This is a genomic window from Halobacillus sp. SY10 (assembly GCF_045401165.1).
In the GTDB taxonomy this organism is placed as follows: domain Bacteria; phylum Bacillota; class Bacilli; order Bacillales; family Halobacillaceae; genus Halobacillus; species Halobacillus aidingensis.
Genome location: NZ_CP174345.1, coordinates 927685 through 946928 on the forward strand (window position 1 = coordinate 927685; position 19244 = coordinate 946928).

A 19244-nucleotide genomic window follows, 5' to 3' on the forward strand; every position below is an offset into this window, starting at 1 on the left:
CCTCCTCAGGCTACGCCGAGGCCACTGAAAAACTGTAGTGTATTCTATGATTCAAGAAAAAACAGCGATTTTCGGAGGGTTCGTTTCCGAAAATCGCTGTTTTTTCAAAAGGAGAGAGGGGCTTGTCCCTCTTATTTCTCCATCAGTTTCAATATTCTCTTTATATTGACGGTGAATATCGCCATTGCGGCTTGTAATTCCATGCCTTTGAGGCCCGAAGATGACGCAATGTCATACCCGTGCCGGTGCTTCAATTCACTATTCTTCGCTTCAATTTTGTACCTCTGTCTGGCCTGTTCTTTAAATGCCTCCGTTTCTTGAAATTCGGCCTGTTCCTGGTGTTGGTGGGATTGAATCGTAACTGTATAGGTTTTGCTCTTCGCGCCGTCCTGGTAACACCCTTCTCTTAAAGGGCAGGTTTTACATTGATCGATGTCAAAGAAATACCGAATACGTTCACTTTTATTTCCGCTCGCTTTTCGGCTGTCTTTTCGTTTGTGGGTCGCCATATGGCCAGCTGGACAAACATACATCCCGGCATCCTTATTGAATTCGAACGTTTGGTCTTTCTTCCGTGTTCCGTGCGTAATGGAAGAGTTCAGTCTAGAAATTAAAGTAACCTCATGGTCGTTCGCATAGATCAAATTCTTCTTCTCTGAATAAGCGGCATCCCCGATGACTGTGTCCACGTCCATCCCTGATTTTTTACTCTTTTCAATTAGAGATTGAAGGTATTTCCCATCACTCTTTTCACCGGTTGTTGTCGTTGCGGCTGTGATAATTCTTTCTTCACTCATGCCTAGGTGTGTCTTATACCCAAAAAATGAGGAGTCGGCCGATTTGTGACCAACTTTGGCATCTGGATCTTGGGATAATTGAAGGTGTTCGAGATCATCTTCAACGGTTTCTTTCAATAAATTGAGAGACTCTTGGACTTTTGGATAAGAACTTAATGATGATTGACTTTCAACGACCTCCATCACCTTTTGGGTGTATTCGATTTCTGCCTCTACCGTATCCTCTTTGGGCTTGGATGGCATTTTCTTTTTCATGGATTCATCATGGGCATAGACAGCTTTGCGCAGGTTCTTGGAACGGGAACGTAATACTTCCTGCGGGGTCACATGATTATATTTGGACTTCGTATGAGTAGAATCCACGATAAGTGTGGAGGACTGAAGAACCTTATTTTCATAGGCAACCTGGACTGTTTTATCTATAAGAAAATCCAGGAAGTCGTCATCATTCACCCGCTGTTTTCTGAAGTGAGCCAATGTGCTGGAGTCAATGACGTCATCCTCAGGAGCGAGTTCAAGGAAGTATTTAAATGACATATCAACACGGGCACGGGCCACCAGATCTTTGTCAGATAACTGATAGGTCGTTTTGAGGAACAAATATTTGAACATGCGAATCGGATGAACGGCATTGCGTCCGTTATCATGACAGTATTTATCTTTTAAATTCTCATAGATGAAAGTGAAATCCATAAGTCCATTAACCTGACGAAGGAAATGATCTTCAGGAACAATCAAATCATATAAATTCGAATATCCACTCACGTTCATCGTCATCTGGCGTTCAAGCAATATAAATCCCTCACTTTTATGTAGTGTCTTCTGTCTTCAGTGTACAAAAAATATGGAAACATTTCTCCCATTCGGACGAAACGTTTCCATATCTCTATAAAAAAGGACTTTTTCAGTGGCCTCGCTACGCCTTCCGGGGTCTCACCTGTCCCGCACGTCCCATAGGAGTCTCACCGTTTCCCTCCGCCCCTTTGCCATATAAGTGTCTCGAAACCACTTCCAGGATAAGCTGCTTTTATGCACAGATTTAATGGAGGATACGAACTTGCAGGCACTCTATTCTGGGTGCGGAAACCTTGTTATGTAGCGCTTTATGCATATAACACAAGGATAGTGGAAGACCCCCGACACAGTAATGGGGTTCGTTTCTCACATTCATCGAATGGGGTGGTTGGGAAGCTGCGAGACTCCCGCGGGAATGGCTTGCCGTCATCCCCGCAGGAAAGCGAGTGGCTTCCCAACCACCCCTGACGCTCCACACGGAAAACGAACCCCGAAAAGTCTCGAAATAGAGTCTTCAAGAATCCTGCCAAATACTTTAATAACTCTTTTGTGTAATAAGTATCCTATATGCGAGCTTTAGGTTTATGTTCTCCCTTTTAAAGGAAAGCAATCTTTAGATTGTAAAATGAAGGGAGTTTATGAACATGGAAGAGAGAATCGAGTATTTGACTGATTGGCTGCGTACGAAGACAAAAGAAGCAGGGGCTGACGGGCTTTTGGTCGGAATCAGTGGAGGGATTGATTCCGCAGTTGTTTCGTATTTGATTAAACGTGCCTTCCCTGAAAATTCTTTAGGAGTAATCCTACCGATTAACCAAGGTGTTGAAGACCAAACCGATGCTCTGGATGTCGTAGAAGGTGCGGATCTTGATTATGTCGGTATTGAATTGACCGATACTTATCAAACGACTTACGACACGATTAAGAACCAGTTAAATGAAAAAGGTGATTGGAATGACGAAAAGTCACAGCTTGGTGGGGCGAATCTTCAAGCGCGTCTCCGTATGAGTACGCTTTATGCTGTAGGGAACAACTATAATTATCTTGTCGTGGGGACAGATAATGCAGCGGAAGATTATACGGGATATTTTACGAAATACGGAGATGGAGGAGTCGACCTCGTTCCTCTGATCAATTTAAGAAAAGAAGAAGTAAGAGAAATGGCCAAGGCGCTTAAGGTCACGGACTCTATCGTTCATAAAAAACCGAGTGCTGAACTTTGGGAAGGGCAGACAGATGAGGAAGAACTGGGAATGTCTTATGATACGATTGATGCTTATTTGAGAGGGGAAAAAATCGACCCCAAAGACGAAAAGAATTTGAAAGAACTTCACAAGAAAACCGCACATAAGCGCCAAATTCCAGCAGGTCCTGAGCGGTTCGAAGGAGAGTGATTGTCCAATTATGAAGCAGGATACAGCAATGATTATCATTGATATGATCAATAAAATGGACTTTGATGGTGGAGAGAACCTACTTGAAAACAGTCTCCCTGTAGCCGAGCGCTTACACAACTTCAAGAAAGAGGTGAAGAAGCAAGGAGTACCGGTGATTTATGTGAACGACAACTTCGGGCTTTGGCAGGATAACGCTTCTGATTTGTTGGAAGAGTGTAAAAAAGGAATAGGAAAACCTGTCGTGGAACAAATGGAGCCTGCTGAAGACGATTATTTTATTATTAAACCGAAGCATTCGGGATTTTTTGGTACACAGTTAAGTATTCTCTTAGACCATTTAGAAGTGAAAAACCTAATTTTGACTGGAATTGCTGGTGATATCTGCGTTATTTTCACAGCGAACGATGCCTATATGAGGGAATACAACCTTTGGGTGCCGGAAGATGGGACAGCTTCTGAGTATAAAGAAGATAATGAAAATGCCTTGAGAATCATGAAACGATCGTTGGCTGCCAGAACCGATTCTATGGATATCAATCATTTGAGAACCATTTTCAGTAGTTGACAGTATGGAGTACCTGTCATATATTATTAGGGAACACAGGTGATGGTTTCACGAATGTAACTTTTAACCCGTGAAGGAGAAATGATTTATGAGTGTGGTTGTTCTTAACTAATCCATGAACTGGATACGTCCTGAAAAAAGTGTGCGAAAGCATGCTTGGTTTGTTATACCTTTTTTTCTGGAACAGTTAAGAACAAGCATAAGCATAGCCGGATAAAACGATCCTAAAAGCTATGACTGGCTTATTCAGTCATAGCTTTTTTTTCGTACATTCGTGGAACTACATTCTATATGTGTCCCTACGGAGTCCGCAGCGAGCTATCTTCAGCTTGTTGCGGACTTTTTTATTTAAATGATCACCAGTTGAAATAAGGAGGAAAAACATTGAATCAACAAACATATGAAAGTTTAGGCTTGAACACTATTTTAACAAGGGTTAGTGATTTCGCTCATACAGATCAAGGGAAAGAAACGATTCTGAGCCTGCAGCCATCCAATGACCAAAAGAGGTTGGAAAGAATGCATGAGGAAGTCAAAGAGGCAAGAGCCATTATAGATAGTCACAGTCATGTACCCATTCATACCCTTGGTGACATTCAGGCTATGATTGATCAAGGGAACAAAGGAATCTATATCCGTCCGCAGCAATTTGGTTCCCTTGTTTCTTTTCTGGAGCATTGTACAAAATTGAAAAGGTTTATGAATGATAAGCAGATTCTTGCGCCGACCATCTCTTTATATGTTGACTCTATCGCGGATTTATCCCAATTGGAAGAAGAGATTTATGGGAAAATACGCCATGGGCAAATAGATGAGTCTGCAACGAAAGAGCTGGGAAAGCTTCGAAGGAAAATAGATAAAACTCACAGTGATATGAAGACCAGAATGGAAAGTTCAGCTAAAAAGTATAGCTCTCTTCTCCAAGAAGCTAGGCCAGTGGATAAAGGGGGACGTCTGACCCTTCCTGTCAAAAGAGAAAACAGGTCCAAAGTGAAAGGTGTCATCCTTGACCAATCTTCTTCTGGAGCGACGTTATTCATAGAACCGAATGAAGTGACTTCCCTTCAAGAGCAGGTCCAGCTCTTGAAAATGCAGGAAGAGCAGGAGGTGGAACGGATCCTCTATGCGTTAACTGCCTCTGTTCTGGAAAAGGAATATGAATTGAATATCGCTATGGAAACGATGCACCAGTATGATGTTCTTTTTGCTAAAGCGAAATACAGCAAAGCGATTGATGGTTATTCCCCGGCGTTTTCACAAGGGGAAATTGAGGTCAAGGAGGGTCGTCATCCTCTACTAGGGGAAAAAGCCGTTCCGCTGAATCTCCATATGGGTGTGGATGATCAAGCCCTGCTCATTACTGGGCCGAATACAGGAGGGAAGACGGTAACGTTAAAAACGGTCGGCTTGTTTTGTTTGATGGCCCAATGTGGTCTGCCGATTTCTGCACAGCCCGGCACAAGGTTACCTCTTTTCCAACACGTTTTTGTTGATATTGGAGATGGGCAAAGTATTGAAGAGAATTTGAGCACCTTCAGTTCAAGACTGACGAACTTGATTCATATTTTGCAACACGCTAATGATCATTCCTTACTTCTTCTGGACGAAATCGGTTCAGGAACAGACCCTGGAGAAGGGATGGGATTAGCGACTGCGATTCTGGATCAACTCGCCAACAAAGGCTCGACCATTTTGGCGACCACTCACTATAGTGAAATGAAAACCTATGCCATGGAGAAAGAAGGGTTCATTAATGGAGCGATGGCCTTCGATTTGGAAACCCTTAAGCCTACGTACCAGCTGCAAATAGGAACAGCTGGGAAAAGTCAGGCGTTTGATATCGCCTATAAATTAGGACTGCATCCGGAAATCCTCAATCATGCTTATGACATCACATACAAGCAAAAAGGGAGCTTTACGAAAGATGATAAGCTTTTGAAAAATCCGTCCTATGCCAAGCAAGTGGCGATCAATAGGTACAGGCAAAAACGCAAAGCTCAGAAAAAAGAGAAAGCAGGTTTTCAAATGGGGGATAATGTGTGGATTCCAGCAGAAGAAGAAATGGGTATTGTCTATAAAGGGCCGGATGCTTTAGGCAATTACGTCGTCCAAATCAAAGGGGAAAAGAAAGAATACAATCAAAAGCGCTTGAAACTCCACATTTCAGCCGATGAATTATACCCAGAGGATTATGATTTTGATATTATTTTCAAATCCAAGGAATATAGGAAGATAAAAAAAGTAATGGATCGGAAACATGTCGATGGCTTAACTCTGGAAGATGACGAATAAAGGAGAGTGTTAGAATTTCAATTGGCACGTATAGGCGTGTTATTCTGAGTTAAACAGCAAAAAGGGGTGAAGAGGGTGAAGAAGCGGACGAAATGGGTCATGATTATAGCCGTACTTTCATTAGTTGCTGTTCTTGCCATCCCGGAAGCATATGCCTATTTAACAAAACGAAATTATGATAGTGAAGCTGTGACAGCAAATGAGATACCTGAAGGGTACGAGGTGGCGACTCTTTCGGGTGGATGCTTTTGGTGTATGGAGCCTCCATTTGAAAAACTGAAAGGCGTCCATAGTGTCGTATCCGGTTATACGGGAGGGGAAACAGAAAATCCTTCTTACGATGAAGTAGCTTCCGGGGGAACGGGCCATATCGAATCTGTCCAAGTCTATTACGATCCAGACCTGATTTCCTATGAACAGATTCTCGATGTCTTCTGGAGACAAATCAACCCGACCGATGACGAAGGTCAGTTTGTGGATCGAGGGTACCAATATACGACCGCCATTTTCTATCACACACCTGAACAGCGGGAAAGCGCTGAACAATCCAAACAAGAACTCCAAAATTCCGGTCGCTTTCAGAATGAATTAGTTACCCCGATCCTGGAAGCAGAAGAGTTTTACAAAGCAGAGGAATACCATCAAGATTATTACAAGAAAAATACTTTAAGATACGATTTTTACCGTGGGAACTCAGGGCGCGATCAATATTTAGAAGAGAAATGGGGAGAGGACTTAGAAGTGGATCTTCCTAAGAAATAATCTTTTTCATTGGACGCCATCTTTTATACAAAAACAAAACCCCTTCGCGGGAGCGAAGGGGTTTAAATCATTGAAATTCAATAACTCTCTGTTTCTTTAGGAATGGAAGGATTCGCATCCGTATCCATACTTGTATAGCCTACGTAACTGAAACCGATGACAATAATCATAAGAATGGCAAGTAAAATTCTTCTCATTATATTTCCTCCATCACTACAAACGACAGAAAAAAGCAGGTTTTGTCGAATATTGTAGATTGTTGCTTATTCCATTGTAAGCTTTCGAAAATAACATTACAAGCCTATCCTTCGTCTAAGAGACCATTTTTAAACCGATAACTCCGGCAACGATACAAGTAATGAACAACAGACGTTTTCGATTCGCTTTTTCTTTAAAGAAAAAGATGCCCAGCAAAACGGTACCTGCCGACCCAATTCCTGTCCATATCCCATAAGCCGTTCCGATTGGAAGATCTTTTAAAGATAAAGAAAGGAAATAGAAGCTCGCTGCACCTGCAAGTATAGCCATGAACGCCGGTTTGCGTTTTTGAAAGCCATCCGACAGCTTCAAGAAAAACATGGCCGTCATTTCTCCTACTCCAGCCATCATTAAAAATACCCATGCCATGCTTATCCCTCCTGTTGTACCTGTTCTGAAGTGGTCTCAGACATTTTCAAACCAATAATGCCTGTAATTAGAAGCACAATAAAAAAGACTTTCCCAGCACCGCCTCCGTCGCCAAGAAAGATCATCCCGATTAAAGCTGTACCTGCTGCGCCAATCCCTGTAAATATCGCATAACCTGTTCCAATATCAATCACTTTTAATGCTTTGGTGAAAAAAGTGAAGCTGATAACTATACAAATGACGGTAATAGTTGAAAAGAGGGGATCCGTGAAGCCCTCTGACAATTTCAAACCAACAGCCCATCCGATTTCGAAAAAAGCACCAAAGAATAAATAAATCCATGCCATCGTTTCATACCTCCCTAATGCTCCGGGTTTTTAATGCCAAGCCAGAAGATTTGCCAACTTGCTTCCTGTCTTTTTTCAAAAACATCCCGGTCATAAAAATTTTCTTCCAGAAACAAACCGTCAATCAACGTATAAAATGCAGAAGTCAGCGTATTTGTAGAAAGAGGGCGGATAATTTCCTTCTCTATCCCACGTTCAAATACCGGGCGGATAATCTCAGTCATACAGTCTTCCACCATTAAGAAAACTTTCTTAATTTCATCTGCGAATTCTTCGGGCGGAAAAAAGGTTACACGCTTGAAAAACATACCTTCTGTTGAATGAGCCATATGTTCCAGGTAGACACGATAGATCTCATGAAGATGATCAGCCACTGAGTCCTGGTGAATGGATCCTGATTGATTCATCAAATGACTCTTTTCTCTTTCTCCCACGTCATAAAGAACATGAAGAAAGATATCTTCTTTATTATCAAAATGGTTATAAAGAGAAGGCTTCTTTATTCCAACAGCTTCCGCAATATTGGCAAGGGTCGTATTCTCATATCCAAAATTGGCAAAGAGCTTGAGACTCTCTTCAATAATAGTTTCTTTTGTCATTCAGCTCTCTCCTTTCACTAACTAACGTTTGTTAGTTTCATTTTACCACGGCAGATGAACGTTGTCTAGAACTCTAATTTCGACATGTTTAGTCATGATTAATGAAGGGAATGCTCTGTAATAAGAGGACTTATACCATAAAAGGAAATGGTGAAATGGCACATAATTTTTTTCAAGGTGCCTGATACTAAAACAGAAGGGGATTGAATCGGTGAACCAATATAAACTGGATCGATACGAAGGGGCTTATGCGATTTTGGTCGAAGAATCCGAATTTAAGAATGAACTTTCTGTACTCAGAGAAAGGCTTAGCTTTGTAAAACCAGGAGATTATGTTGAAATAGAATTCGATTCCATTGGTAACCTTAAACATGTAGCTATTTTATCTAAATGTGACAAAATGGAAAAAGCTTAAGAAGAAGTGCGTCAGCGGCTCAGAAACTGAACCGTTGACGCACTTCTTCTTTTTCATCTACAAAAGCTCCAGATTGTGGAAGACTCAGTTTCGAGGCTTTTGTTGAGTGGATGAGGGCTGCGGGGAATAGCTCGCTTTCCGCGGGAGCGCGGTGAGCCTCCTCAAGCTTCGCTCTGCGGGGTCTCACCATGCACTTTTTTCCTCTTAGGTATCCGGTTCCGGCGCCTAGCGGCTAGTGAGACTTCCCTCGCTTCTGTACGATAAGTCAACATCGAATCCCTACGTTCTTCGTGTTTCCTTTATCTCCGCCAGCTCAGTCCAGTCCATACGCCGCTGATCGAGGCGCCTCCACACTTAAGATAGGAGTCTCGCCATTCCCCTCCGCCCCTTTGCCATTTAACTATCTCGAAACCACTTTCGGAATTAGCTGCTTTTATGCACATGGTTATTGGAGAGGAATGAACTCCTAAACACACTATTCTGCATGCGAAAAGCTTGTTATAGGGTGCTTTTTGCTTATAAACCAGGATAGTGGAAGGCACCCTCCCACAGTAAATGGGTTCGTTTCTCACTTTCATGGTATGGGGTGGTTGGGAAGCTGCGAGACTCCCGTGGGAGAAGGAGATAGGCGAGATCCCGCAGGACGTAGTCCGAGGAAGCTCGGCGCACCCCACAGGAAAGCGAGTTGCTTCCCCACCACCCCTGACGCTCAACACAACAACGAACCCCGAAACATCTCAAAACTGAGTCTTCAAGAATCCTGCCATTAAGTTGAAGATATAGAAGGGGATTGTTATTTATTCATAATATTTAGACAATAATGTTGAATTACCTTGCATTTCTTTTGTATATCATCATAATAAAAGTAAGAGATTTGTACTGGGGGGATAATCATGCTGTTACGGAATGCAATGGACCTTTTGGATGAAGGTGTATTGATTAGTGATGAAGAATACACAATCACATACGTAAATCCTGCCTACGTAAAGATGTTTCAATTAGAGGAAGAACGGATCGTTGGCGAGAAACTTAATCATCTGTATCCGGATTTAGCACCAGAAAAGAAGCTCCTTTCCAAGTCCATCCAAGAGAAAAAAGACATCGGTTTTGAAGGTATGGATTTTCATTGGCAGGGAAGGGACATGGTGCTGCACTTTTACACTAAACGCTTCACTCATGAAGGGGAGAGTTTTGTTCTCATCCGTATATTCGATATGACGGAGCAGTCAAAGAGAGAGAAAGAATTAATCCATATGATTGAAGAAATGACAGCGAATATTGTAACCATTGCTAAAGGATATGCCCTCCTACCATTGCAGCCAATCTTGAGAGAGGAACAGCGCGATATTTTATTGGCAAGAGTACCTGTTTTATGTCAGGAACAGAATGTGAGCCGACTTGCCATCCAGTTTTCGGGGATTACTTCAATTGATGAAGAATGGGCGGTCCTTTTGAAAAACCTTATGATGAGTCTTAGGTTGTTGGGCATTGAAGTTGTCCTTGCTGGAATGCGTCCACAGGTAGTGGTGCAATTTGCGCAAAACCATATTCAATTAGATGGGGTCCGCACATTTATGAATGTGCAGCAAGCGACGAAATATTTCTTGGAAACGGGGTTGAAGCCGAGGTTCGAATAGAAGTGGAAAATACCCTCTCCATGGGAACTGCAGGCCCGGTCCTTATGGTTTTACGAATCATGGCCTTCATTATATTTCTAAGTATCTGCCTAAGGAAGCATGAAGGAATTGAAATGGGGACTTTCATTTTTCACTTCGTTGTAGAAGAGCAATTCTGAAGTCACCCTGTATTCCGCCCTTAGCTATGACATGTATGAAAGCAAGGGGACATGCCCTGATTTTATCTGAAGAAGGTCATAAACATGATCTTTTTAAGCTCAACTACCACTCCCGTTCGTTTTTTCCCCCTGAGAAAATACACATTCCGAGAAGGTTGACTTTCCTGAATACGATCCTTATTTAGATAATTTCCACACAAAACAGTAACGATTTTTAGTGTTCCTTCTTTATTTATCATCTTTTGATGTGATTCAGTAAACCACCCCATCCACATTTCCCCTGAGGCATATTTTCTGTTCAGGGGATTTCTATTATCCTCATCTTTCATTCAAGCAAAGAACACAGACTGCCTGCTGTCTAATGTGCTATAATACAAACAAATGTTCTTGGAAGGTGATCGATATGGAAGAGCTACTGGACGGACTAAATCCATCACAACAAGAAGCGGTCGTATCTACAGAAGGGTACGTCCGTGTCATCGCCGGTGCAGGTTCCGGGAAGACCCGTGCCTTAACTCACCGCTATGCCTTCATCGTGAATGAGCTGGGGATCGATCCGGCAAATATTCTATCTGTAACTTTTACGAATAAAGCGGCTCATGAAATGAGGCGACGAGTAAAAAAGTTGATCGGAGGGGAGCAGGACACAGGTTTTATAACCACCTACCACGGTTTTTGTGTCCGTGTCTTACGTGAAGATATCCACCGGCTTTTTTACCCGAAGAATTTTGTCATTTTGGACGTGGAAGATCAGAAGATTCTCCTAAGAGAGATCTTTGAAGATATGGGGTTAAAACTGAATGATAAAACGTTCAAAAGGATTCTCGATAAGATTGGAATTCTTAAAGGGAACACACATTATGTACAACAAATGATTTTACGTGGAGAAATGCCTTCTGTGGATGATTCGGGAGATCTTGACAGTCAGATTATTCAACAATATCTCAAGAAGCAAAAGCGAGTGTATGGGCTGGATTTTGATGATTTACTCAACTTTGTCTTTACTCTTTTTGATCAGAATAAAGAAGTACTGGAAAAATGGAAGGATCGACTTTATTATATCCAGGTCGATGAATTTCAGGACAGCAGTTTGAAACAATTCGAACTTGTTAAAATGCTTGCTGAAAAACAGGGGAATTTATTTGTTGTGGGTGATCCTGATCAAACCATTTATGAATGGCGTGGAGCCGATCCTAAGTATATGGTGGATTTTGAGAGTTACTTCCCTGATGCTCAGACCATTTTTTTGAAAGAGAATTACCGTTCGACACCGGAAATTCTCTCCTTGGGAAATGCTTTGATCCAGAACAATTATTTCAGGGTAGATAAGGACATGCTTCCTGTCAATCCACCTGGTGTGAAGGTGGTTCATTATCATGGAAAAGATGAGATTCAGGAAGCTAAATGGATTGTGAGTAAGATTAAACAGGTCGTGGCAGAAAAGAAGGCGAGCTTGAGCGATGTGGCCATTTTATATCGAGCGAATTACTTATCCCGTTTTGTAGAACAGGAACTTATTGCTGAGAATATTGAATATAAAATATTTGGAGGCTTCAAATTCTTTGACCGGTTAGAAATCAAGGATGCGCTCGCTCACTTGAGGATGATTGCATTTCAGGATGATTTGTCTTTCAGTCGCATCATAAATGTTCCTAAACGACAAATTGGCAAGAAGCGGATGAGTTTTCTCAGGGAGAAAGCAGAGGAGGATGGGCTTTCCTTATATGAAACCTTGAAAAAATATGTAGACCATGATCAGCTGAGGCGTACAGGAGCACGAACTTTTATCGAAGCGGTCGAGTATTTGAAGAAAATTAGAGGCAAGAGAAAAGTATCGGAACTGCTTCAAGAGGCTATGCAGGTGACGGGCTATGAAGCCTACCGGAGGGAAGACGGTGACCAGGAGAGATTGGATAATATGGCTGAGCTTCTTCATTCCATTGTCCAATATGAACAAACGCTTGGGGAAGACATTTATTTGGATGAATACTTACAAATGATCTCCCTCTACACAGACGACGACAGGGCTGACGAGGTGGCATCTGTCAAACTCATGACGATTCATACAGCGAAGGGCCTTGAGTATCCTTATGTATTTGTTATAGGAATGACAGAAAGTGTTCTCCCGAATGTCCGTGCATTAAGGCAGCGGAAAGAGAGAGGGCTGGAAGAAGAGCGAAGGCTTGCCTATGTAGCTGTAACGAGAGCGGAAAGGGAACTCTATTTGACTGAATCTGAAGGCTTTCAAAATGGAGGACAGAAGAAATACCCTTCCCGATTTATCTTTGAAGTCGAAGATCGTTTATATGACCGGGTCGGAGAGTTGGATGAGTCTCTTATTGAAGAGGCAAAAGAATATATACGTGCTTCGCATCGTCTTGAGAAAGAGCCTTCTGGTGAATTTTTCGAAAAAGGAACCCGGGTCAAGCATCCTGTTTTCGGTGAAGGTTCCATTGAAGAGGTCGATGAGAAGAAAAACAATTATATGATCTTTTTCGACCGACTTAAAGCTCCGAGACCAATCAGTCGGAACTTTAAAAAACTAGAAAAACTATAAATTAATCAAAAGAGCCGTCACCATACACGTGACAGCTCTTTTTTAGAAATCCTTGTATAAAAGATTATAGGATTTTATATAGCGTTTGCAACATTCATTGCTTTTTCTGCACGTTCCTCTTCAGGACCAAAGTATTCGAGCTGATAGATGACATCGAGATCCCCATCATACCATTCCACAAAAATATGGTCCTCCTTTTCCTGGACACCAGCTACAGCCCCAGAGTTTAATGGGACCTGCAGTTCAGATTCTTGGAGAATGTTCCCTGGTTCATACAGGGTGTGCACCACAGCTTTCTCTGAACCATCCGATTGGTAGAGGACCTCTACTCTCTCGTCTTCCACATTTGACTCAACATGAGTGACTTCGAAAGGGACATCTTCAGGAAGACCAAGCTTCTCCTTTTTCTCATCCGATAAGGAACCTACCGGCTGAGCGAACGTCTCCGGATAAGCCGTTTTCAAATCCTCAAGCGATAAATTTTGCGAGGAACAAGCGGCGAGAAAGATCAATGTCGCGAACAGTAGAATTCTTTTCCACATGTTTTCCACTCCTTGAACATAAAAAGAAAAACTTCCGTTCACATTTTACCATACTTTCCTCTATCTGATTCTTAAAAATTCTGATTTGTTTTCAATCCCACCCGTTAGATTTATTGTTGGGTATACCAACACGGATGTAGGAAGACATTAAAGGTTATTTGAAAAATAGTCAGATTTTCTTATATAACTTGAAACGTTTAAGGGAATCAAACGTAATAATAGAGTAGAAAAATAGAATCAACAGACTGGGTGACGGCTCAAAGGGGAAAATCTTAATCACAGTGAAAGGTAGGATGACATGGAAGCTATTCAAATTCGTACGTTTCTTGAAAAAGATTTTGACGCTGTCCAGCAACTAAATGAAGAAGAAGGATGGAGCGGCCTTGTGGAACGTGGTGAGGAAACGTTATGCTCCTGGCTGAATTCAGAACCAGCTTTGGTTGCGGTGGTGGATGGTGAACTCGTCGGTTTCCTCCGAGGACTGACAGATGGGTCCATCACTTTGTATGTATGCGATCTGCTGGTGAAAGAAAGTTTTAGAAATCAGGGGATTGCGGATAAATTGATTCAAACCGCTCACGAATGCTATCCAAGTACACGTGTGGAAATGTTAGCATCAACAAAGTCCGAGGGTTACTATGCTCATCAAGGGTACCGCTCCTTTTATGGATTCAGGAAATCGGCTGAAGAAATGTAAAAAACAACTGACTCGATGATATCGGGTCAGTTGTTTTCTTTTATATATTCGGCTTCTTCCTCAGGAGTGAGGAGGCGCTTGGCTTTTCCAATTGTGCCACGTTGCATTTCCCAAATCGTATTATGGTCAGCTACAGCATTTGAAAAATCCTCATCGGCCCATTTCATTAAAATTTGTTTATAGACATGCTTATGAGTCAAGTCATTCGTTTCCAAATGTTCGAGCAGCCAAGAAATGCGAAGGGAGTGGATTTCAAAAAACGTCCATTTTTCATCTGCTTTCACTTTTTGATGTGACATGCCATGAATGTATTCCTGGTATTCCTTGTCTGTCAACTCCGGCCCTGAAATCTCTCCTCCAAAAGGATTTTTTCCATCTTTCTCATAGGCTCTCAGTTCTTCCGCATTCACTGTTCCTGTGACACCCTGAGCTGTAGATACCCCCTGGGTTTGTACATACAAATAAGCTCCTGCGACGGCACCGATACATAGACAGAACGAAAACCATAGGATTAATCTCTTCATGTACAGCCCCCTTAAAAGTGTTTACCAGTAATTTCTATTATATAGGATGGGGTAGAGGAGAAAAAGAGAATGGTCGCAAATAAACTTGTATGACCTCTCCTTAGCTATCGACATAATGAGCTAATTTCGCTGCGAATGAGCGTGGGATGAATTTGGAGGCATAGGCCAATCCCTGGTTCATCACGCCGGGAATAACCACACGTTTTCCTTTCACAAAGCCGAGGAATCCTGACTTGGCTACCGATTCAGGAGACATCGTACTGTTTACAAGTTTCGTGTGCTCTGCTTTCGCTGTTTTGAAGAAATTGGTGTCTGTTGCGCCCGGGCATAAGGTGGTAACCGTCACACTTGTATCTTTCATCTCCTCGACAAGGGCTTCTGAAAGAGAAAGGACGTAAGCTTTGGAAGCATAGTACACGGCCATTTTTGGACCAGGTTGGAAGGCAGCCGTGCTTGCTACATTCAATACCCCTTTAGGGATGGAGCGGAAGCGAGCCGCTTTGATTTCAGGTAAAAACAGGTGAGTCAGTTCAGTTAGGGCATTGATGTTCACGTGCAACATTTTCTGTTGGTCTAGTAGAGGGAGGTCCTCAAAAAGTCCATTCAAACCAAAACCAGCGTTATTTACAAGAACAGTAACATGGAGGCCGAGTTCTTTCACCTTACTATACACAACTTCAGCTGCTCCAGGTTCTGATAAATCCTGAGGAATGATCGTAATCGGATGACCGTCCAGTTCCTCTTTTAACTGGTGAAGCTTGTCTTCGGATCGTGCAACGACAATCAAGTGATACCCTGATTTAGCGAATAGACGGGCAAGTTCGTATCCAATACCACCCGAGGCTCCTGTGATCAATGCAGTTGGCTTCATGAAAATCTCTCCTTTAACAACTTCATATGCAATAGATGCTAACAGTCTATACCCTATTACCAAGAAGAACAAATCACACGTTTGATTACTAAAAAATAACCAGACCAGGTCATCCATAATTTGGATGACCTGGTCTAGTATGTTTTGGCTATACAATCTCTTTTCGTTTTAGTGTTTGAATGGCTCCGAAAAGGAGGAGAACAATCGTAACAATGGTAAATAGACTTGCTAACCAAAGGTCTTGCCCGACTTCTCCGGTTCTTAGTAAGGAAGGGAGATAGGAAGTAATGTTTGTTGGACTCCATTCCAAAAGGTGAGAAAAAACACTTGTGACCAAATTTAATATCATGATGATACTAATCGTTAAAAACAAAACAAGGCCTGGGGTTTTCGTCCATGTGTTCATGAAGAGGCTTATGCTGATGACGAAGATAATATACAGGCCGTAAAAGCCAGCTGTACTCAATGCGTGAATGAAAGATACGTCACCAAAAAGAAGTTGAACATAATACCAGCTTGCAATTAAGCCGACGAAAATAGAAAGAAGAACAAGCGTAACATGGGCTGCCCATTTGGCAGTCACATAGGCGGTATAGGATACCGGCTTTACTAGGATCAACTCGGCCACCCCTGATTTCCGTTCTCCGGCGATTGTTCCCATCGTAATCAGGGCTATGACGAGCACACCGAGTGTGTTGATTTGTGAGATGCTCATCATGAATACATTGGCCGCCGGCGGAGTCGGGATATCAAAGGTCGCGCCGTCGGGGAGCCCTCCGGTAGATTCAAGTATTTGAGGGAGGTAATAAGTTGTCAAAGGATCCATGATACAAAAAAGAATAAAGACAAGAGGAACCCAAACCCACTTGTAATTTCTGGCGGACTCCAGGCATTCCTTTTTATAGATGGTCAGCCATTGCATGCTCGTTCACCACCTTCATGAATAGATCCTCAAGTGTCGTCTGTCCTACTTCAAAGAAAAGAAGCGGCCATTGTTCCTTAGATACAAGCTCTAAAAGAACATCTCGAGCTTCAGGCACATTTTGTACATAAACATGGATCTTTTGCTTTTGGATATCTGTATGGGTGACGAATGGGAACTCCTCCATTTTTTCTTTGTATGCTTTCATGTTTCCGTCAAAACGTAGAGTGATCTTATCTACCTGATGTCGTTCTTTGACGTCTTGAAGAGAGCCTGATTCTACAATAGCTCCTTTGTGCATGAGGAGGATTTCATCACTGGCCTCCTCCGCATCACCTAAGATATGTGTAGAATAAAGCAACGTAGTTTCTTGCTTCAACTCTTCCATCAAGTTTAGTACATCTCTCCGGCCAATTGGATCTAAGGCGGAGACCGGTTCATCAAGCAGGAGAACGCTCGGCTTGTGGATCATGGCTTGTGCAATCCCGAGTCTTTGCTTCATCCCGCCGGAGTACTTCGATATTTTTCGATTCTTGGCATCCGCGATCCCGACACGATCCAGCAACTGTTCCGCTAGTTTTTGAGATTCATGCTTAGGGATATGGGAAAGACGGGCGACGTAGTGAAGGAATTCCATACCAGTCATCCAACTGTGAAACTGCGGATGTTGAGGCAAGTAACCGATGTATTTGCGAATATCTCCTTTTACTCCATTCGCGAGTTCCACTTGGCCGGAGGTGGGGTGCATGAGCCCTGCGATCATTTTTAATGTGGTGGTTTTCCCTGCACCATTGGGGCCGAGCAAAGCGACGCATTTCCCTGATGGCAAATTGAATGTGATGTTCTTCACTGCATATTGTTTATCAAATGTTTTCGTTAAATTTTTCAGTTGAATCAAGACTCATGACTCCTTCCGAAAATAAAATAAGCGATGGGGCCGATCGTGTTGATGAATAAGATGATAAGCGCCCACATCCATTTTGGGCCATTTGTAGTCTCTGCACGAAATAAACTTACAAGAGCTGTAATCATTAAAACCAGTTGGATGATGAGCAGGGGAGCGATGATCGCTATATTCTCGTTAATGATATCCAAAACATTTTGAGTGAGTAACATGACATCACCTCCTTATAAGGTCTTTGTTCTGCCTTTAGAAAATTTTATGATTTCGTCACCGTTTTTTTTCTCTTCCAAACTGTTTTCCATAAGATGAAAAAGATGATGCTTGGTACAGGGAATTGAATCAGCCCTACGATTCCCCACAACCATGGTGCTTTTCCGATCTTTCTAGCTTTAATAAAAAGAATAGAACTTTGTGTCATGAGAATGAGAACAACGAGAAGCCATCCCCATATAGGCATTTCTTCAGGTCCGTAATGTTTCATTGTCGCATCTCCACCATTTCATAGCGTTCTTTATAGAAGTAGCGGATTAAAATGATAATTGAAGTGATTTGTGCAAAAACAAACAAAAGAGGGACATAGAAAAAGCTGAAAATAAGGAAAGAAATAAAAATGAACGCCATCCCCCATAAACAAGTCAATTCAAACCACAGTCGCCGGTACCAGAGGGCTGTCTGTTCTTCGATAAGATTCTCGAAGTAGGAGAGGGAAGGTTCAGTTAGTTCCATTTGTTCTTCTGTGTGCCGGGCTGCTTCCTGAAGCCTTTCTTCCAGTTTTTTTGGTGTCTTTTCATCTGTCATCCGTTCTCAGCTCCTTTCGTAAATTCTCCAGCCCATAATGGACCCTGGATTTCACTGTCCCTACTTTCACCTTGGTCATTTTTGCAATATCTTTATAGTCATAGCCGTAATAATGCTTCAAGACGAGTGGGATTCGATGTTCGTCCTCAAGTTTCCATAAGGCCTCCTGGACTTCATGCCAATCACTCGGAAAAGAAACAGGGGAGTGGGGAAATTCTTTTCGCAGTTTCTCATCCAGTTCCTTTTTCTTTTTTTGCTTTCGTTTGTAGTCCAAGTATGTGTGTGTAGCCATTTGGATCAGCCAAGTAGAAAACTTGGATCGATGATTAAACTGGTTGATTTTCTGGATAGCCTTGATTAGTACGTCCTGTGTCACATCATAAGCCAATTGTTCATCCCCGCTCATTTTCCATACATATTTAACGATGAAGCTATAGTGTTTTTTTAGGAGTTCAGCAAGCGCCTGTTCATTACCATCTTGTGCTCTCCTGATGAGATCCGAATCCATAAACATCCCTCATTTCGTTCCCTGACTATAAGACGTAAGTTTTCGTTGTTTCGTTCAAATGAACATTAAAAAATTTCTATTTTCCTCTTTTTCATCATAATTGTTACTAAAGGTCTCTGAAAATGACCTGAAGGAAGTTATTTCACTATATGGCAGGATTGTGGAAGACTTGATTTCGAGATGTTTGTGGGATTCTAGGGGCTACGGGAAAAGGTTCGCTTTCCGTGGGCGAGTGATGAGCCTCCTCGAGCTAACGCTCTGCGGGGTCTCATCTACCACGCACTTCCCACAGGAGTCTCACCGTTTCCCTTCGCCCCTTTACCATATGAGGTTCTCGAAATCGCTCTAGTAGTAACCTGCCAAGTTCGGTAATGAAAGACCTGCTCACCCACGCCGTTATAGAGTCGTTTTAACCATAGATTCTGCACGAATAAGGTGTGGGAACAGGGTCAGGGAAACGTCCGCATGAAAAGCGAATGGAGACACGAACGTGTGTGTTTTTCTACTGACTGATCCAAAACACCGCAAAT

General features: G+C 42.4%; 21 protein-coding genes. 8 read left to right on the forward strand and 13 right to left on the reverse strand.

Annotated elements, in window-relative coordinates; translation table 11 throughout:
* Positions 1-131 precede the first annotated feature (131 nt).
* A complete protein-coding gene (locus ACJA3J_RS04665; RefSeq protein WP_143015251.1) occupies positions 132-1589 on the reverse strand; it encodes an IS1182 family transposase in 1458 nt (485 codons plus the stop codon).
* Positions 1590-2236: 647 nt separating this feature from the next.
* Here ACJA3J_RS04665 and nadE point away from each other — a divergent pair.
* The 4 genes from nadE to msrA all read left to right on the forward strand — a co-directional run bounded on the left by nadE (position 2237) and on the right by msrA (position 6608).
* Positions 2237-2986 (forward strand): NAD(+) synthase, encoded by a 750-nt coding sequence (gene nadE / locus ACJA3J_RS04670; protein ID WP_089653920.1) that lies wholly within the window; start codon positions 2237-2239, stop codon positions 2984-2986.
* A gap of 28 nt (positions 2987-3014) precedes the next feature.
* Positions 3015-3554 carry a cysteine hydrolase family protein gene (locus tag ACJA3J_RS04675; RefSeq protein WP_406945666.1) on the forward strand — a complete coding sequence of 180 codons (540 nt, stop codon included), beginning with the start codon at positions 3015-3017 and terminating at the stop codon, positions 3552-3554.
* Positions 3555-3938: 384 nt separating this feature from the next.
* On the forward strand, positions 3939-5846 hold the full coding sequence (locus ACJA3J_RS04680; RefSeq protein WP_406945667.1) for an endonuclease MutS2: 1908 nt from the start codon (positions 3939-3941) through the stop codon (positions 5844-5846).
* Between the two features lie 75 nt (positions 5847-5921).
* Complete coding sequence (gene msrA, locus ACJA3J_RS04685; protein WP_244157234.1) at positions 5922-6608, forward strand: peptide-methionine (S)-S-oxide reductase MsrA; 687 nt, start codon at positions 5922-5924, stop codon at positions 6606-6608.
* Between the two features lie 312 nt (positions 6609-6920).
* On the opposite strand, the gene ACJA3J_RS04690 is transcribed toward msrA, so the two are convergent.
* From ACJA3J_RS04690 to ACJA3J_RS04700, 3 genes are read right to left on the reverse strand one after another with little or no spacing between them, the layout of a single operon-like run.
* Positions 6921-7235, reverse strand: a complete 315-nt coding sequence (locus ACJA3J_RS04690; RefSeq protein WP_089653917.1) for a multidrug efflux SMR transporter — start codon at positions 7233-7235, stop codon at positions 6921-6923.
* Positions 7236-7237: 2 nt separating this feature from the next.
* A complete protein-coding gene (locus tag ACJA3J_RS04695) occupies positions 7238-7582 on the reverse strand; it encodes a multidrug efflux SMR transporter (RefSeq protein WP_089653916.1) in 345 nt (114 codons plus the stop codon).
* Positions 7583-7596: 14 nt separating this feature from the next.
* Positions 7597-8181 (reverse strand): TetR/AcrR family transcriptional regulator, encoded by a 585-nt coding sequence (locus ACJA3J_RS04700; RefSeq protein ID WP_089653915.1) that lies wholly within the window; start codon positions 8179-8181, stop codon positions 7597-7599.
* A 211-nt stretch (positions 8182-8392) separates the two neighbouring features.
* On the opposite strand from ACJA3J_RS04700, the gene ACJA3J_RS04705 reads away from it, so the two are divergent.
* The 3 genes from ACJA3J_RS04705 (at position 8393) to ACJA3J_RS04715 (ending at position 12948) form a co-directional block, all read left to right on the forward strand.
* Entirely contained in the window at positions 8393-8596 is a 204-nt protein-coding gene (locus ACJA3J_RS04705) for a hypothetical protein (protein WP_089653914.1), read from the forward strand.
* Positions 8597-9489: 893 nt separating this feature from the next.
* Positions 9490-10233 carry a PAS domain-containing protein gene (locus tag ACJA3J_RS04710; RefSeq protein WP_089653913.1) on the forward strand — a complete coding sequence of 248 codons (744 nt, stop codon included), beginning with the start codon at positions 9490-9492 and terminating at the stop codon, positions 10231-10233.
* Positions 10234-10794: 561 nt separating this feature from the next.
* A complete protein-coding gene (locus ACJA3J_RS04715; protein WP_089653911.1) occupies positions 10795-12948 on the forward strand; it encodes an ATP-dependent helicase in 2154 nt (717 codons plus the stop codon).
* A gap of 74 nt (positions 12949-13022) precedes the next feature.
* Here the strand turns inward: ACJA3J_RS04715 and ACJA3J_RS04720 are convergent, their stop codons facing one another.
* The gene (locus ACJA3J_RS04720) at positions 13023-13490 is read right to left on the reverse strand and encodes a hypothetical protein (RefSeq protein WP_089653910.1); all 468 of its coding nucleotides are present in this window, start codon (positions 13488-13490) and stop codon (positions 13023-13025) included.
* Between the two features lie 298 nt (positions 13491-13788).
* On the opposite strand from ACJA3J_RS04720, the gene ACJA3J_RS04725 reads away from it, so the two are divergent.
* The gene (locus tag ACJA3J_RS04725) at positions 13789-14187 is read left to right on the forward strand and encodes a GNAT family N-acetyltransferase (protein ID WP_089653909.1); all 399 of its coding nucleotides are present in this window, start codon (positions 13789-13791) and stop codon (positions 14185-14187) included.
* A 26-nt stretch (positions 14188-14213) separates the two neighbouring features.
* On the opposite strand, the gene ACJA3J_RS04730 is transcribed toward ACJA3J_RS04725, so the two are convergent.
* From ACJA3J_RS04730 to sigY, 8 genes are all read right to left on the reverse strand, one after another.
* Positions 14214-14711: a DUF6241 domain-containing protein gene (locus ACJA3J_RS04730; protein WP_089653908.1), complete on the reverse strand. Its 498-nt coding sequence runs from the start codon at positions 14709-14711 to the stop codon at positions 14214-14216.
* Positions 14712-14811: 100 nt separating this feature from the next.
* On the reverse strand, positions 14812-15582 hold the full coding sequence (locus tag ACJA3J_RS04735; protein ID WP_089653907.1) for an SDR family oxidoreductase: 771 nt from the start codon (positions 15580-15582) through the stop codon (positions 14812-14814).
* 148 nt (positions 15583-15730) lie between these two features.
* Positions 15731-16504: an ABC transporter permease gene (locus ACJA3J_RS04740; protein WP_089653906.1), complete on the reverse strand. Its 774-nt coding sequence runs from the start codon at positions 16502-16504 to the stop codon at positions 15731-15733.
* On the reverse strand, positions 16482-17402 hold the full coding sequence (locus ACJA3J_RS04745; RefSeq protein WP_089653905.1) for an ABC transporter ATP-binding protein: 921 nt from the start codon (positions 17400-17402) through the stop codon (positions 16482-16484). Before ACJA3J_RS04745 ends, ACJA3J_RS04740 begins: the two co-directional genes overlap by 23 nt.
* Entirely contained in the window at positions 17399-17620 is a 222-nt protein-coding gene (locus ACJA3J_RS04750; RefSeq protein ID WP_089653904.1) for a PLD nuclease N-terminal domain-containing protein, read from the reverse strand. Before ACJA3J_RS04750 ends, ACJA3J_RS04745 begins: the two co-directional genes overlap by 4 nt.
* Positions 17621-17664: 44 nt before the next feature.
* Positions 17665-17889, reverse strand: a complete 225-nt coding sequence (locus tag ACJA3J_RS04755; protein ID WP_089653903.1) for a sigma-Y antisigma factor component — start codon at positions 17887-17889, stop codon at positions 17665-17667.
* Entirely contained in the window at positions 17886-18206 is a 321-nt protein-coding gene (locus tag ACJA3J_RS04760; protein ID WP_089653902.1) for a DUF5345 family protein, read from the reverse strand. Before ACJA3J_RS04760 ends, ACJA3J_RS04755 begins: the two co-directional genes overlap by 4 nt.
* Positions 18196-18714 (reverse strand): RNA polymerase sigma factor SigY, encoded by a 519-nt coding sequence (gene sigY / locus ACJA3J_RS04765; RefSeq protein WP_089653901.1) that lies wholly within the window; start codon positions 18712-18714, stop codon positions 18196-18198. The genes ACJA3J_RS04760 and sigY overlap by 11 nt, the downstream gene beginning before the upstream one ends.
* Positions 18715-19244: the final 530 nt, after the last annotated feature.

What these genes read in the sequence shown, in the direction of transcription:
- nadE (WP_089653920.1), top strand. Translation starts at nt 2,237, where the DNA reads ATGGAAGAGAGAATCGAGTATTTGACTGATTGGCTGCGTACGAAGACA.
- ACJA3J_RS04675 (WP_406945666.1), top strand. Translation starts at nt 3,015, where the DNA reads ATGATTATCATTGATATGATCAATAAAATGGACTTTGATGGTGGAGAG.
- ACJA3J_RS04690 (WP_089653917.1), bottom strand. Translation starts at nt 7,235, where the DNA reads ATGGCATGGGTATTTTTAATGATGGCTGGAGTAGGAGAAATGACGGCC.
- ACJA3J_RS04695 (WP_089653916.1), bottom strand. Translation starts at nt 7,582, where the DNA reads ATGGCATGGATTTATTTATTCTTTGGTGCTTTTTTCGAAATCGGATGG.
- ACJA3J_RS04700 (WP_089653915.1), bottom strand. Translation starts at nt 8,181, where the DNA reads ATGACAAAAGAAACTATTATTGAAGAGAGTCTCAAGCTCTTTGCCAAT.
- ACJA3J_RS04710 (WP_089653913.1), top strand. Translation starts at nt 9,490, where the DNA reads ATGCTGTTACGGAATGCAATGGACCTTTTGGATGAAGGTGTATTGATT.
- ACJA3J_RS04715 (WP_089653911.1), top strand. Translation starts at nt 10,795, where the DNA reads ATGGAAGAGCTACTGGACGGACTAAATCCATCACAACAAGAAGCGGTC.
- ACJA3J_RS04720 (WP_089653910.1), bottom strand. Translation starts at nt 13,490, where the DNA reads ATGTGGAAAAGAATTCTACTGTTCGCGACATTGATCTTTCTCGCCGCT.
- ACJA3J_RS04725 (WP_089653909.1), top strand. Translation starts at nt 13,789, where the DNA reads ATGGAAGCTATTCAAATTCGTACGTTTCTTGAAAAAGATTTTGACGCT.
- ACJA3J_RS04730 (WP_089653908.1), bottom strand. Translation starts at nt 14,711, where the DNA reads ATGAAGAGATTAATCCTATGGTTTTCGTTCTGTCTATGTATCGGTGCC.
- ACJA3J_RS04735 (WP_089653907.1), bottom strand. Translation starts at nt 15,582, where the DNA reads ATGAAGCCAACTGCATTGATCACAGGAGCCTCGGGTGGTATTGGATAC.
- ACJA3J_RS04740 (WP_089653906.1), bottom strand. Translation starts at nt 16,504, where the DNA reads ATGCAATGGCTGACCATCTATAAAAAGGAATGCCTGGAGTCCGCCAGA.
- ACJA3J_RS04750 (WP_089653904.1), bottom strand. Translation starts at nt 17,620, where the DNA reads ATGTTACTCACTCAAAATGTTTTGGATATCATTAACGAGAATATAGCG.
- ACJA3J_RS04755 (WP_089653903.1), bottom strand. Translation starts at nt 17,889, where the DNA reads ATGAAACATTACGGACCTGAAGAAATGCCTATATGGGGATGGCTTCTC.
- ACJA3J_RS04760 (WP_089653902.1), bottom strand. Translation starts at nt 18,206, where the DNA reads ATGACAGATGAAAAGACACCAAAAAAACTGGAAGAAAGGCTTCAGGAA.
- sigY (WP_089653901.1), bottom strand. Translation starts at nt 18,714, where the DNA reads ATGGATTCGGATCTCATCAGGAGAGCACAAGATGGTAATGAACAGGCG.